At 68.9% G+C, this 14,481-nt stretch carries 11 protein-coding genes and 1 pseudogene; 8 read left to right on the forward strand and 4 right to left on the reverse strand.

From position 1 onward, the window contains the following. Positions 1 to 64: 64 nt before the first annotated feature. The 4 genes and pseudogenes from ACQP06_RS07465 to ACQP06_RS07480 form a co-directional block, all read right to left on the reverse strand. The gene (locus ACQP06_RS07465) at positions 65 to 1,873 is read right to left on the reverse strand and encodes an acetyl/propionyl/methylcrotonyl-CoA carboxylase subunit alpha (RefSeq protein WP_433673263.1); all 1,809 of its coding nucleotides are present in this window, start codon (positions 1,871 to 1,873) and stop codon (positions 65 to 67) included. Positions 1,874 to 2,689: 816 nt separating this feature from the next. After that, positions 2,690 to 3,217 (reverse strand): annotated as a pseudogene (locus tag ACQP06_RS07470) (FAD-dependent oxidoreductase); the annotation flags it as partial. Between the two features lie 53 nt (positions 3,218 to 3,270). After that, complete coding sequence (locus ACQP06_RS07475) at positions 3,271 to 4,728, reverse strand: purine-cytosine permease family protein (RefSeq protein ID WP_433671471.1); 1,458 nt, start codon at positions 4,726 to 4,728, stop codon at positions 3,271 to 3,273. A gap of 225 nt (positions 4,729 to 4,953) precedes the next feature. Then, positions 4,954 to 5,385: a MarR family winged helix-turn-helix transcriptional regulator gene (locus ACQP06_RS07480; RefSeq protein ID WP_357090526.1), complete on the reverse strand. Its 432-nt coding sequence runs from the start codon at positions 5,383 to 5,385 to the stop codon at positions 4,954 to 4,956. Positions 5,386 to 5,519: 134 nt separating this feature from the next. Between ACQP06_RS07480 and ACQP06_RS07485 the strand changes: the two genes are divergently transcribed. The 8 genes from ACQP06_RS07485 (at position 5,520) to ACQP06_RS07520 (ending at position 14,471) form a co-directional block, all read left to right on the forward strand. Beyond that, positions 5,520 to 6,593: an alkene reductase gene (locus ACQP06_RS07485; RefSeq protein ID WP_433671473.1), complete on the forward strand. Its 1,074-nt coding sequence runs from the start codon at positions 5,520 to 5,522 to the stop codon at positions 6,591 to 6,593. Positions 6,594 to 6,713: 120 nt separating this feature from the next. Further along, entirely contained in the window at positions 6,714 to 7,637 is a 924-nt protein-coding gene (locus ACQP06_RS07490; RefSeq protein ID WP_433671475.1) for a zinc-binding dehydrogenase, read from the forward strand. A gap of 158 nt (positions 7,638 to 7,795) precedes the next feature. Continuing rightward, complete coding sequence (locus tag ACQP06_RS07495; protein WP_433671477.1) at positions 7,796 to 9,109, forward strand: FAD-dependent oxidoreductase; 1,314 nt, start codon at positions 7,796 to 7,798, stop codon at positions 9,107 to 9,109. A gap of 2 nt (positions 9,110 to 9,111) precedes the next feature. Further along, positions 9,112 to 9,975, forward strand: coding sequence for an alpha/beta fold hydrolase (locus ACQP06_RS07500; RefSeq protein ID WP_433671478.1), 864 nt, complete (start codon positions 9,112 to 9,114; stop codon positions 9,973 to 9,975). Beyond that, positions 9,972 to 11,504 carry an aspartate aminotransferase family protein gene (locus ACQP06_RS07505; protein ID WP_433671479.1) on the forward strand — a complete coding sequence of 511 codons (1,533 nt, stop codon included), beginning with the start codon at positions 9,972 to 9,974 and terminating at the stop codon, positions 11,502 to 11,504. Before ACQP06_RS07500 ends, ACQP06_RS07505 begins: the two co-directional genes overlap by 4 nt. Before the next feature lie 24 nt (positions 11,505 to 11,528). Then, a complete protein-coding gene (locus ACQP06_RS07510; protein ID WP_433671481.1) occupies positions 11,529 to 13,043 on the forward strand; it encodes an FAD-binding oxidoreductase in 1,515 nt (504 codons plus the stop codon). Between the two features lie 31 nt (positions 13,044 to 13,074). Further along, positions 13,075 to 13,602 carry an ester cyclase gene (locus ACQP06_RS07515; protein WP_433671483.1) on the forward strand — a complete coding sequence of 176 codons (528 nt, stop codon included), beginning with the start codon at positions 13,075 to 13,077 and terminating at the stop codon, positions 13,600 to 13,602. A 92-nt stretch (positions 13,603 to 13,694) separates the two neighbouring features. Beyond that, positions 13,695 to 14,471 (forward strand): thioesterase II family protein, encoded by a 777-nt coding sequence (locus ACQP06_RS07520; protein ID WP_433671485.1) that lies wholly within the window; start codon positions 13,695 to 13,697, stop codon positions 14,469 to 14,471. Positions 14,472 to 14,481 lie beyond the last annotated feature (10 nt).

Genomic DNA, 14,481 nt, shown 5'->3' on the forward strand with positions numbered 1-14,481 from the left:
AATGGAAACGGGTTTTGTGGGGGAGGGAGACGGCCCCGGCTGGGTGCCGGGGCCGTGCCCGGGGTTAGTTGATTTCGGCCAGGACGGTGCCCTGGGTGATGGCGCTGCCGGGCTCGACGGTGAGGCCGGTGATGGTGCCGGACTTGTGGGCGGTGACCGGGTTCTCCATCTTCATGGCTTCGAGGACCACGACGAGGTCGCCCGCTTCGACGGATTGGCCCTCTTCGACGGCCACCTTGACGACTGTGCCCTGCATGGGGGCGGTGACGGCGTCGCCGGAGGCGGTGCCCGCGCCCGCGCCGCCGCGCTTGCGGGGCTTCGACTTCTTGCGGATCGGGGTGGCGGCGGAGGCGGAGAATTGGGCGGGGATGGAGACTTCGACTCGGCGGCCGCTGACCTCGACGACGACCTTCTGGCGCGGGGCCTCTTCGTCCTCTTCAAGGGGGACAGCGCCGGTGTAGGGCTCGATCGGGTTGTCCCACTCGTTCTCGATCCACTTGGTGTAGACCTCGAACTTCTCGCCGTCACCGATGAAGGCGGGGTTGGTGACGATGTGGCGGTGGAACGGGAGGACGGTGGCCAGGCCCTCGATGTGGAATTCGGCGAGGGCGCGGGCTGCTCGTTGGAGGGCCTGGTCGCGGGTTTCGCCGGTGACGATGAGTTTGGCCAGCATGGAGTCGAATTGGCCGCCGATGACAGAGCCCTCGACCACGCCGGAGTCGACGCGGACGCCGGGACCGGTCGGTTCGCGGTAGGTGACGACCGGGCCCGGTGCGGGGAGGAAGCCGCGACCGGCGTCCTCACCGTTGATGCGGAACTCGAAGGAGTGGCCGCGCGGGGCCGGATCCTCGGTCAGGGTCAGGGCGTGGCCCTCGGCGATACGGAACTGCTGACGCACCAGGTCGATTCCGGCGGTCTCCTCGGTGACCGGGTGTTCCACCTGGAGGCGGGTGTTCACCTCGAGGAAGGAGACCGTGTCGCCCTGGACGAGGTACTCGACCGTGCCCGCGCCGTAATAGCCTGCCTCGCGGCAGATCTGCTTCGCCGACTCGTGGATCTGGGACCGCACGGAATCGGACAAGAAGGGTGCGGGGGCTTCCTCCACGAGCTTCTGGAAGCGGCGCTGCAGCGAGCAGTCACGAGTACCAGCGACGACGACATTGCCGTGCTGGTCGGCGATGACCTGGGCCTCGACATGGCGGGCCTTGTCCAGGTACTGCTCCACGAAGCACTCACCACGACCGAACGCCGCGATCGCCTCACGAGTCGCGGACTCGAACAGCTCCGGGATCTCCTCGATGGTGTGCGCGACCTTCATGCCACGACCACCACCACCGAACGCGGCCTTGATGGCCACCGGCACACCGAACTCCTTGGCGAACGCCACCACCTCATCAGCGTTCTTCACCGGGTCCTTGGTACCCGCGGCCATCGGCGCCTGCGCACGCTCGGCGATGTGACGGGCGGTGACCTTGTCACCCAGATCCCGGATCGACTGCGGCGACGGACCGATCCAGATCAGCCCAGCGTCGATCACAGCCTGCGCGAAATCGGCGTTCTCCGACAGGAACCCATAGCCGGGGTGGATCGCATCGGCGCCTGACTTGGCGGCGGCATCCAGGATCTTGTCGAACACCAGATAGGACTCCGCCGAAGTCTGCCCGCCCAAGGCGAAGGCTTCGTCGGCGAGCTTCACGAACGGCGCGTCGGCGTCGGGCTCGGCATACACCGCGACGCTGAAGATTCCGGCGTCCTTGGCGGCCCGGATCACCCGCACGGCGATCTCGCCTCGATTGGCTACCAGGACCTTCGTGATTCGCGTGGTGGGCACAGCGGTTCCTGTCTTCTTGCCGGGTTCGGAGGCGGCCAGCATCTCGTCGCGCTCCACGACCTTGACGCGTTCGCGGCCCTGCGGTTCGCCGAGGGCGCGTTCGTGGGCGTCGAGGCGGTACCAGCCCGCCCAGGTGGTGAACGGGATGCCTTTGCGTTCCAGGAATTCGATGACGGCATCGGGGTCGGGCTGGGCGGCGGGGGTGAAGGCAGGGGCGTCGTCGAGCAGGCACGCGATGGTCTCGTTGGCGTCGCCCTTGGTGTGGCCGATGAGGCCGACGGGGCCGCGTTTGATCCAGCCGGTGACATAGGTGGCGGCCAGGCCGGGGATGCGGCCCGCGGTATTGGGGACCGTGCCGCTGTCCTCGTCGAAGGGCAGGCCCGGAACCGGCTGGGAGAGATAGCCGACCGCGCGATAGACGGCCTGGATGTCCCAATCACGGTATGCGCCGGTCGGTTTCACCTTCCCGGTGCCATCGAGTGCGGTGCGCTCCGTTCGCAGACCGACGACCTTGCCGTTCTCGCCGAGGATCTCCGACGGGTTCTCGAAGAAGTGCAGGAACAGCTTGTGCGGGCGGTCGCCGACATCGCGAATAGCCCACTGCTCCAAGGTGTTGCAGATCATGTCGACCTGCTTGGAGGTGCGGCGCGCGGCTTCGGAGCCTTCGTCGTAGTCGATGTCCTCGGGGTCGACGATGACCTCGATGGTGGGGGAGTGGTCGAGTTCGCGCAGTTCGAGGGGCGTGAACTTGGCCTGGGCGGGACCGCGGCGGCCGAACACGTGCACTTCCAGCGCCTGGTTGGCCCGCAAACCCGCATAGACGTTCGGCGGAATCTCCGTGGGCAGCAGCTCGTCCCCGGTCTTGGCCAGCACCCGCGCCACATCCAGCGCGACATTGCCGACCCCGAGCACCGCGACCTTCTCCGCCTCCAGCGGCCAGGTCCGCGGCACATCCGGATGCCCGTCGTACCAGGACACGAAGTCCGCCGCACCGTAGGACCCGTCCAGGTCGATCCCCGGAACATCCAGTGCGCGATCGGCATTCGCACCGGTGGAGAAGATGACCGCGTCATAGAACCGACGCAGATCCTCCAGGGTGATGTCCACCCCGTAGTCGATATTGCCCAGCAGCCGCACCTGCTCCTTGTCGAGCACCTTGTGCAAGGCGGTGATGATCCCCTTGATCCGCGGGTGATCCGGCGCGACGCCGTACCGGATCAGCCCGAACGGCGCGGGCATCCGCTCGTAGAGGTCGATGCTCACCCCGTCGAACCCGGCGTGCCCATCGGATTTCATCAACGCGTCGGCGGCGTAGATCCCGGCCGGTCCCGCCCCCACGATCGCAATGCGTAGTGGGCGGGTCGCTGCACTCTGTTCGGTAATCATGGTTCCCTTCACGACTTTTCGGTCACCGACAGGCGCCGCGACCCGCCGGTTGTTCACGCGTCGATCTCGGCCGTCGCGATCCGCGAGCGGTAGAGCGTGCGGCTGAGCACGGCGTAGACGGTGGCCGCGACGGCCGGCCCGGCCAGCGCCGACAGGTCGGCGCCACCGAGGGCCGAGGCCACCGGTCCCTCCCACGAGGTGGTGTGGATGCACAGCCCCGCCGAGATGCCGCCGGCGATGATGGCCGTGACACCGGCGAGGTTGAAGCCCGCCGTGTACCACTGCGCGCTGCCGGGGTGTTCGTCGTTGAGCGACACCCCGTCATACCGGTTGCGGCGCAACACGATATCCGTCACGTAGATGGCGACCAGCGGCCCCAGCACCACGACGGTGAGTTCCAGCCACCGGCTCAGGGTCGCGAGGAAGTCCTCGGCGATGAACAGCGCGTAGAAGGTGATCGCGCCGCCGAGCACGCCGTCGATGAACACGGTCTGCGAGCGCCGCATCTTCACGCCGAGTCCCTGCAGGCACAGGCCGGACGAGTAGGTGGTGAGCACATTGGTGGTGATCGCGCCGACGACGATCACGGCCAGGAACACCGGGTAGAACCACCCGGGCAGGATGCCCTTCAGCGAGGTCTGGGGATCGGTCATGTCGACGCTGGTCCCGGCGACGACGCCGATGACGCCCAGCGCGACCGCGGGCACGAACCCGCCGAGTGCGGTCCACCCCATCACCGCGCGCTTCGACACCGATTCGGGCAGGTAGCGCGCGTAGTCCGCGCCGACGGTCCACGACAGCGGAGCCGACGCGACCAGTGCGATCCCGACCAGCAGCGCCGACCACAGCGAGGACCCCGTGAGCGGCTGCGCGGGAACGTAATCGAACTTGGCGTGGCCGAACACGAAGACGCCCAGCAGCACACAGCAGAGCACCAGGGCCGCGGTGAAGAACGGGCTCAGCCGCACGATCGTCGCGTGACCGTAGATGCTGATCGTGAAGGTCGCGACCGCCATGACCGCGACGATGACCAGCTTCACCGGCGTCGACACCGTCACGCCCAGGTGCCCGGCCAGCGCGAACGCCGCGAGCGAACCGAACGACAGGTTGATCGCCTCGTAGGAGATGGCGATCAGCCAGTTGAGCCCCGCGCCGAAGAGCCGGTTACCGCGAATGCCGAACATGGAGCGCATGATCACCACGCTGGGCGTGCCCGCCGCGGGGCCGCTGACCGCGAGCGCGCCGACGCCGAGCCAGAACAGGTTGCCCAGCACCACGACCGCCAGCGCCTGCCACAGCGACAGGCCGAGCAGCAGCGCCGTGCCGCCCAGCACGATGTAGATGTACGCGACATTGGACGCCGCCCAGATGGTGAACAGCTCACGCGGCGTGCCGCGGCGCTCCTGCGGGGGGACGAAGTCGATGCCGCGAACCTCGATGTGCCCGAACGCATCCCCCGATGGCTCCGGTGCCGGGTCCCTGGTTGTGATGTCCTCTTGCTGACTGGTCACCGCGCGCCTCCGAATACCTTGTGCAGCTTCCGTATCCGACGTGTCCACGACACGTCCGCGGCGAAACTATCGCCGCGAGCGTCATCGCCCGGTCATCGCCGGGACATCAGGGAGCATTCGCGCAGGTCAGAGCGGTGCGCCTGAGATCGTCACGCGTTGATCAGAGGGTTTGCCCACGGGTAGCGTTGGGCCGCAATGAGTTCGGTGTGTGCGCCGCCGGTGTGGTCACCGGGGCGGTGTGAGTGCTTTGCGGAGAAGGTCGGCCAGTTGCTGTTGTTCGTCGGGGGTCAGATTGGCGACCGCGCGGCGGGGGAAGTCGAAGGAGTCCTCGAACGCGTCGTTGACGGCTTCGCCCTCGGGGGTGCGCTGGATGCGCCGGAAGCGCCGGTCGGCGGGGTCGGGTTGGCGCAGGACCAGGGAGCGGGCCTCGAGCCGGGTGACGATCTGGGTGATGTTGGAGGCGTCGCAGCCGAGTTCCTCGGCCAGTTCGCCCATCCCGCGGGGTGTGCCGACCCGGCCGAGCACGCAGGCGTGGGCCATGCTCATGCCCTGGTCACGGGCGGCGTCCTCGAAGGCGTGGTTGTAGGCGTCCACGAATTCGAACATCACGCGCTCGACGTCGGTGGATGTGCTCACGGGACCTGCCGGTACTGCCATGCAGAAAATTCTAAGCCAAGACTTGACGAAGGTACTTGATTGGATAAATCACATGTGCCAGCATGGTGCTTGATCCAATCAAGTAACTACGCGCACCAGTCCGGCGCGCGACTCGATCCAGCAAGGAGTACAAGGTGAGCACTCTGTTCGAGCAGGTCTCGATCGGTCAGTTGCAGCTGCCGAGCCGTCTGGTGATGGCGCCGATGACCCGCAACCGGGCCACCCTGGATGGGCTCGTCACCGAGCTCACCGCCGAGTACTACACGCAGCGCGCGAATGCCGGCCTGATCATCAGCGAGAGCATCCAGCCCAGCGTCATCGGCCAGGGCTACTTCCTGACCCCGGGCCTGCACAACGAGGCCCAGACCGAGGCCTGGCGCCAGGTCACCGACGCCGTGCACCGGGCGGGCGGCCGCATCATCGCGCAGCTGACCCACTGCGGCCGCATCGGCCACCCCATGCTGTACCCGGACAACGCGCTGCCGCTGGCCCCGTCCGCGGTGGTCTCCGGTGAGCAGCTGTTCACCCCCAACGGCATGATCGACCACCCGGAGCCCCGGGAGATGACCGCCGAGGACATCACCACCACCATCGCCGACTTCGTGGCCGCCGCGCGCAACGCCATCGCCGCCGGCTTCGACGGTGTCGAGGTCCACGGTGCGAACGGCTATCTGCTGCACCAGTTCCTGGCCGACAACACCAACCTGCGCACCGACAACTACGGCGGCTCGATCGCCAACCGCATCCGCTTCGTCACCGAGGTGGTGGCCGCGGTCGCCGAGGCCATCGGCGCCGACCGCACCGGTATCCGGCTCTCGCCCGGCAACCCGTTCAACCACATCGTCGAGGCCGACCCGGCCCCGCTGTACGTCGAGCTGCTCACCAAGCTGTCCGACCTGGACATCGCCTACGTGCACATCATGGAGGGCGGCGACCGCGAGCTGACCACCAAGCTGCGCGCGGCCTTCTCCAACAGCATCATCCTCAACCCGCACGCCACCCCCGAGGCCTTCCCCGCGACGGTCGACGCCGCCAAGGAAGCGCTGGAATCCGGTGTGGCGGACGCGGTCGCGCTGGCCACCCTGTGGCTGGCCAACCCCGACCTGGACGCCCGCATCAAGGCCGGCGGCCCCTTCAACACCCCCGACGAGGCCACCTTCTACGGCGGCGACCACGTCGGCTACACCGACTACCCGACCCTGGGCTGAGTCACCCCATAACTGAATTCGCAACGGCCGCCCCGATTTCCGATCCCGGCCGGGACGGAATCGGGGCGGCCGTGCGCCCGGACCATATCCGCCGATCCCCTGAGAAGAGGAGCGCTGAAGATGAAGGCACTCGTCCACGACCAGGCCGCCCCGCACATGCTGCGCCTGGGCGACGCGCCCGCCCCGACGCCGGGCCCGTCGCAGGCGCTGATCGACGTCGCCGCGTTCTCGTTCAACTTCGGGGAGGTCGCCTTCCGGGTCCCAGACCTGCCGACCGGCACCATTCCGGGCTGGGACGCCGCCGGCACCGTCGTCGTCCCCGCGGCCGACGGCTCCGGTCCGCCCGCGGGCAGCCGCGTGGTGACCTTCGGCTGGGGCGGGGCCTGGGCCGAGCAGCGCGCGGTCGACACCGCGGAGCTGGCCCTGGTGCCCGACACCCTGGATCTCGGTGCGACAGCGGCGCTTCCGGTCGCCGCGGTCACCGCCCTGCAGGCGATCCGGCGGCTCGGTGACATCGCCGGCCGCCGGGTGCTGGTGACCGGAGCGTCCGGTGGCGTCGGCCGGTTCGCGGTGCAGCTCGCGCATCTGGCCGGTGCGGAAGTCGTTGCCTCGGTGGGCAGTCCGGCCCGCGGCGCGGGTCTGGCCGAGCTGGGCGCGACCGAGGTGATCCTCGGTCCCGCGGCCCTGCGCGGCCGGGTGTTCGGCGCGATCGACAATGTCGGCGGCCAGCAGCTGGCCGACGCCTATCTGCGGCTCGAGACCGGCGGCACCGTGGTGGCGGTCGGCAAGGCCTCCAAGCAGCCGACCCTCATCGATTTCGAGGAGGCGCGCATCCGGGTCGATCGCGCGCGGATCGAGACCTTCGTCATCGGCACCCCGCTCGGCGGCGAGCTCGCCGAACTGGTCGGCCTGGCCGAGCGCGGGCAGCTGGATCTGGCCATCGGCTGGCGCGGCGACTGGACCGACTACCTGCGCGCCGCCGACGCCCTGGTGAGCCGCCGCGTCCCCGGCAAGGCGGTGCTCGACGTGCGCCGCGCGGACTGAGCCGGATCCTCGAAAAGCCGCTCGTACCAGCACTATTCGTGCCCAGTGTCTCGACGATGACCGATCGGTGAGCCGCCCGTGGATACGTTCACCCCGTGGCCGCGCGCGAACGGGCGGAGAGCCACTGGCACGAGCGGTACGAGCAGAGGAGACAGGCCATGACCACCCGAGAGAACCGCGCCGTCGTATTGGGGGGTGGGCTCGCCGGTTTGTTCGCCACCCGCGTGCTCGCCGAGAAGTACGAGCGGGTAACCCTTGTCGACCGGGACCACCTGACCGGTCCGAACCTGCTGCGGCGCGGCCTGCCGCAGGGCCACCACCTGCACGGGCTGCTCTCGCGCGGCCAGCAGATCGCCGAGGAGCTGTTCCCCGGCGTGACCGACAAGATGGTCGCCGACGGCGCGGCCATCGGTGACGCGTCCAAGGACGTGCGCTGGATCATCAACGGCAAGAAGCTGGTTCAGGTCGACTCGGGCCTGGTCTGCCTGACCGCCAGCCGTCCGTTCTTCGAGGGCCACATCCGTGAGCGGGTGCTGGCGCTGCCGAACGTGGAGCTGGCCGAGCAGTCCGACATCAGCCGCCTCGAGGTGGTCGACGACGGCAAGCGGATCGCCGGTGTGTGGGTGTTCCCGGAGAACTCGCACGAGACCCTGATCCCCGCCGACCTGGTGGTGGACGCCTCGGGTCGCGGTTCGCGCGCCTCGGTGTGGCTCGACGACCTCGAGTTCGGCCGCGTCGAGGAGGAGAAGCACAAGATCGGCATGGGGTACGCCACCCGGTACTACCGCATCCCGGACGAGGCCTTCGGCGACGACATCTCGATCAACACCGTCGCCTCGGCCGGTGTGCCGCGCGGCTGCATCTGCCAGAAGATCGACGGCGGCCGCGCCATCGTGACCGCCTACGGCATCCTCGGCGACCACCCGCCGACCGATCCCGAGGGCTTCCTGGCGTTCATCAAGACCCTTGCCGCGCCGGACATCTACGAGACGCTGCAGCAGGCCGTGCCGCTCAACGACCCGGTCGCCTACAAGTTCCCCACCAACCTGCGCCGCCACTACCAGCGCATGACCGCCTTCCCGGCCGGCTTCCTGGTGATCGGTGACGCGGTGGCGAGCTTCAACCCCAGCTACGCGCAGGGCATGACGGTCGCCGCCATGGGTTCGGCCGTGCTGCGCAAGCACGTTCAGGCCGAGGGCGAGATCGACCCGCTGGCCTACTTCCGCGATCTGGCCGCCGAGGCCATCGACGGCTGCTGGGACATGGCGATCGGCGCCGACCTGAGCTACCCCGAGGTCCAGGGTGAGCGCACCCCGGAGATCCTCGAGGCGCACGCCTTCATCGCCAAGGTCCAGGACGCGGCCGCCCGCGACGGCGACGTGTCGCGTGCCTACCAGCGCGTCATCGGCCTGGCCGATCCCGCCACGGTGCTGCACGAGCCGGCCCTCGAAGCCAAGATCTTCGCGGAGTAGTCATGACCGTGGAACGAATCAGCCTGGGTGAGTTCACCTTCGACGTCGATGTCGCCGGTCCCGCCGACGGCCCCGCCGTGCTCCTGCTGCACGGTTTCCCGCACAGCCGCGAGTCCTGGAACGACGTGGCGCCCATCCTGCACGAGGCCGGGCTGCGCACCATCGCCCCGGATCAGCGCGGGTACTCCGACGGCGCGCGGCCGGCCGAGGTCGCCGACTACGCGCTGCCGAACCTGGTGGCCGACGCGCTCGGCATCCTGGACGCGCTGGGCGTCGAGTCCGCGCACGTGGTCGGTCACGACTGGGGCGCCGCGGTCGCGTGGTATCTCGGTGCGCGCCACCCGGATCGGGTGCGCAGCCTGGTCGCGCTGGCCATCCCGCACCTGGACGCTTACCAGCACGCCTACCGGGTCGACGAGGAGCAGCAGCACAGCTCGCAGTACGTCGAGTTCCTCATGTCGGCCGACTCGGGCGCGCAGTTCCTCGCCGACGACGCCGCCCAGCTGTGGGCGTGGTTCGCCCAGGCGGGGGAGGGCGTGCTGACCCCGGAACAGGTGAGCCGCTACGTCACCAAGCACAGCGACCCGGCCGTGCTCGAGGCCGCGTTGAACTGGTACCGCGCCAACAACCTGCTCGGTGAGCCGTTCGGCTTCGGCCCGGTGACCGTCCCGACGACCTTCGTCTGGAGCGTCACCGACACCGCCGTCAGCAAGCTCGCGGTCACCGAGACCGCCCAGCACGTGACCGGCCCGTACCGGCTGGTCACGCTGGAGAAGACCTCGCACTGGCAGCCGCAGCAGGCGCCGGAAACCGTTGCGGGAGAGATCTTGAACCTGGTGCGCGCCGGAGAGGTCCAGAGCCGATGACCACGATCGAGAACGCACAGGACTACGCCGAACCGTATCTGCTCGGGGTGCTGGCCACGGCCGGACTCGATGTCGAGTACACCCGCGGTGAGGGCGACACCCTGTACTACCGCAAGGACGGTCAGGAGATCGCCGTCCTCGACTTCGTCGGCGGCTACGGCTCGACGCTGCTCGGGCACAGTAATCCCGAGCTGATCGAGCACGCCCGCGGACTGCTGGCCGCGCAGACGCCGATCCACGCCCAGTTCTCGCGCCACTCGTACGCCAATCGCGTGGTGTCCCAGCTGAATTCGATCATCCGGCGGGAGCTGGACGATGACGAGAACTACTTCGCGATCTTCGCCAACAGCGGTGCGGAGGCCATCGAGGCCGCCATGAAGCACGCCGAGTTCGAACGCTTCGCGCGGATCGCCGGGCTGCGGGCCGAACTCGAGGCCAATGTCGAGGCCGCGCGCGCCGCCGTCGCGGACGGGCGGGCGTCGGGCGACATCGAGGCCCTGGTGGCCGCGGCGACCGCGCACAACGACGCGGTGTTCGCGAGCACGCCGCTGTTCCTGAGCCCCGTCGGATCCTTTCACGGCAAGCTCGCGGGCAGCGTCCAGCTCACCTACAACCCGATCTACCGGTCGGTGTTCTCGGCGCTGGCCGCCCAGGCCCGGTTCGTCCCGATGGACCAGCCCGGCGCGCTCGACGAGATCGTCGCCGCCGAGCGGCGCGACCTGCACGACCTGGAGATCGCCGACGGCCGGGTGCGGGTGACGCCGCGGTCGTTCCCGGTGTTCTGCGCCCTGGTGCTGGAACCGATCCTGGGCGAGGGCGGCATCCACGAGGTGCCGGTGGAATTCGCCAAGGACGTCAATCGGGTCGCCGCCGACCTCGGCATCCCGGTGGTCGTCGACGAGATCCAGTCCGGCATGGGCCGGACCGGCGCGTTCCTGTCCAGCAGCCACCTGGGCCTGCGCGGCGACTACTACGCCATGGCCAAGAGCCTGGGCGGCGGCATCGCCAAGGCCGCGGTGCTGCTGGTGCGCGAGTCGCGGTACCTGCGCGACTTCGAGATGATGCACAGCTCGACCTTCGCCAAGGACAGCTTCTCCTGCCTGATGGCGGAGAAGGTGCTCGGCGTGCTCGAGGCGAACGACGGCGAGGTGTATCGCACGGCGGCGCAACGGGGTTCGGAACTGCTGACCGCGCTGCGCGGGCTGCGGGACGAGTTCCCGACCGTGATCGCGGACGTGCGCGGCCGCGGCCTGATGGCCGGACTGGAGTTCGCGAACCTGGCCGAGGCGGACTCGCAGGTGCTGCGGGAACTCGACGGCAGCGGCTTCTTCGGCTACTACGTGTCGGGTTTCCTGTTGCGCGAGCACAACATTCGCACCTTCCCCACCTCGAGCGCGGTCTACACGCTGCGGTTCGAGCCGTCGGTCCACCTCACCACGTCCGACATCGAACGCCTGATCGTCGCCCTGCGCGACGTGTGCCTCGAGATTCGCGACGCGGAGGGCGCCCGCCTGGCGCCGATCGCCTGACCGGACAGAAGGAGAGACACCCCCATGAGCGAAACCTTCGACGTCGAACGGGTGACGCCGGACGATGAGCGCTACGGCGTACTCGCGGCCAGCTTCAACGGCCGATGGAGTGGCGCGCCCGAGTACGTGCTGCTGCCCAAGACGGCCGACGAGGCCGTGGCGGCGGTGCAGCACGTACTCGATCGCGGCGTGCGGTTCGCGCTGCAGAGCAGTGGCGCGTGCTACGAGGACCTGATCGTCAACGCCGACATCCAGGTCATCATCAGTGCGTCGCAACTGAATTCGGTCGAGTACGACGCCGAGCTGTCCGCGTTCGCGGTGGGCCCCGGCGTCAGCACCGCCGACCTGTACCAGAAGCTGTACGACGGCTGGCATGTCACCGTCCCGGCCGGGATCGGTCCGCCGGTCGCGCTGGGCGGGCAGATGACGAACGCGGGCTACGGTCCGCTGTCGCGTCAGTTCGGGCATCTCGTCGACTACCTCGAGGCCGTCGAGGTCGTCGTCGCGGACGCGGACGGCAAGGCCCACAAGGTCGTGGCGACCCGGCGGGCCGACGACCCGAACCGGGACCTGTGGTGGGCGCACACCGGCGGCGGTGGCGGCACCTACGGGCTGGCCACCAAGTTCTGGCTGCGCGCGCCCGGCGCGACGGGCGCCGAACCGGCCGGCCAGTTGCCCTCGGCGCCGCGGGAACTGATCGTCTCCGAGGTCGTCTGGTCCTGGGATCAGCTGACCGAGGACGCCTTCGGCAAGCTGCTCACCACCTTCACCGCCTGGCACGAGAAGCACGCGGGCGTCGACTCGCCGTACGTGAATCTGTTCAGCGCGCTGAAGCCGCGGCACATCTCGGCCGGCGAGTTCCTGATGTCCTCGCAGATCGACGCGGCCACCCCGGACGCCGACCGGCTGCTCGACGAGTTCCTGGCCGCCATGGCCGAGGGCGCCGGCATCACCTACCGGGTCGACGCGCGCAAGCGAGTCGAGTGGATCTCCCACGTCACCGCGTGGGCGGATCTGGGCGGCGGCGGCTGGGAAGGCAAGGGGCGCTTCAAGGCCAAGTCGGCCTACCTGCGCACCGCGCTGCCCGCCGACCAGGTGGCGGCGCTGTACCGCAACCTCACCGATCCGGCGTTCGGCAACCCCGCCACCCTGGTGGAGATCGCCGGGTACGGCGGCCACGTCAACACCGTCGAGGCCGCGGAAACCGCGTCCCCGCAGCGGGATTCGATCATCAAGATGCTCTACATCGTGATGTGGGCGACGCCGGAGGAGGACGCGGCCCAGCTGGCCTGGCTGCGTCGCTTCTACGCCGACGTCTACGCCGCGACCGGTGGCGTGCCGGGACGGGGCGGCGCCAACGACGGCGCGGTCCTGAACTACACCGACACCGATCCGCTGGACCCGGCGCTGCACACCGCGCCGATTCCGTGGCAGGAGCTGTACTTCGGCGCCGCCCTGCCGCGTTTGCGGGAGATCAAGGCGACGTGGGATCCGCGCGGCCACTTCACCCACGCCCTGGCCGTTCGCGGCGACAACTGACCGCACTACCGGATCACCCTGGAGGCATCCGATGACATCGCTCGAGAAGATCGAGTACTTCGACGACCGCTACCGCAAGGCCCGGGCCGGGCTGGGCGGCGCGCTGCCCGACGCCGACACCATCGGCGACTTCATGGGCGCTTGGTACAAGGCGGTCAACTCCGCCGACATCGACGCGCAGCTGGCCATGTGCACCGACGACATCCTGGTCGAGGACCCGGCCATGTTCGGCCGGTTCAGCAAGGGGCACGACGACTTCCGCCTCTTCGCCCAGATCACCTACAAGGCGTTCCCGGACATGCGGTTCGAGGCCACCGGCGCGCCGCTGGTGTCTCTCGACGGCAACCGCATCGTGGTGCCCTGGCACGGCACGGGCACCCTGTCCGGCGGCATCTCCGGCTGGCCGCCGGAGCACCCGGAGGAGCCGGTCGCGGCCACCGGGCGCAAGTTCGATCTGGAGGGCATGGACACCTACGAGTTCCGTGACGGCTTGATCAGCTACTGGCGCATCAGCTACGACAACTTCGAGATGTCGCAGCAGCTGGGCCTGATGGGCTGACACTCCTCCTGATCGGTTCGCGCCGGGCACCGGGTACCCCTCCCCGGTGCCCGGCGCGAAACCGTTCGGTATACGACAAGGGAATTCGTGTGATGGAAAAACGTCTGTCCGGCAACCCTTCTCCGAACGCGTGGATTCGCCGATTCGGTCCGGCGCCCGACGCCCCGCACCGATTGGTTTGCTTTCCGTACGCGGGCGGATCCGCGAGCTATTTCTTCAAATGGATGCAGGCCCTCGCGCCCGAAATCGACGTGCTCGCCGTGCAATATCCCGGCCGCCAGGAACGCCGCACCGAAACGGTCGTCGACGATATCGATCGGCTCGCCGATCACATTGCCGCGGAGTTGCTTCCGTGGCTGGACCGGCCCACCGCGTTCTTCGGGCACAGCATGGGAGCCATCCTCGCCTTCGAGGTCGCGCTGCGACTGGAACGGTCCGGGACCCGGCTCACCGAACTGTTCGTCTCCGGCCGGCGCGCACCCGCCACCAGCCGCGACGAGCGCACCTACCTGGCCGATGACGCCGAACTGCTCGACGATGTCGTCCGTCTGGGCGCGACCGACGCCGCCGCGCTCGCCGATCCGGAGATCGCCGCCATGGTGCTGCCGGTCATCCGCGGCGACTACCGCGCCATCGAACGCTACCGGTGGACCGGCGGGCCCCGGGTGCGCTGCGGGATAACGGCGTTCACCGGGGACCTCGACCCCAAGGCCACCGTCGCCGAGATGGCCGAATGGCGGGCGCACACGCACGGCGAGTTCGAGTTGCGCGAGTTTCGCGGGGGCCATTTCTTCCTCAACGAGCACGTCGCCGCGCTGCACGCGGAGATCCGGGACCGGGCCACCGGTACCGCGATGTGGTCGAAATAACTGAATTACC

The organism is Nocardia sp. CA-136227 (assembly GCF_050955695.1).
Classification (GTDB): domain Bacteria; phylum Actinomycetota; class Actinomycetes; order Mycobacteriales; family Mycobacteriaceae; genus Nocardia.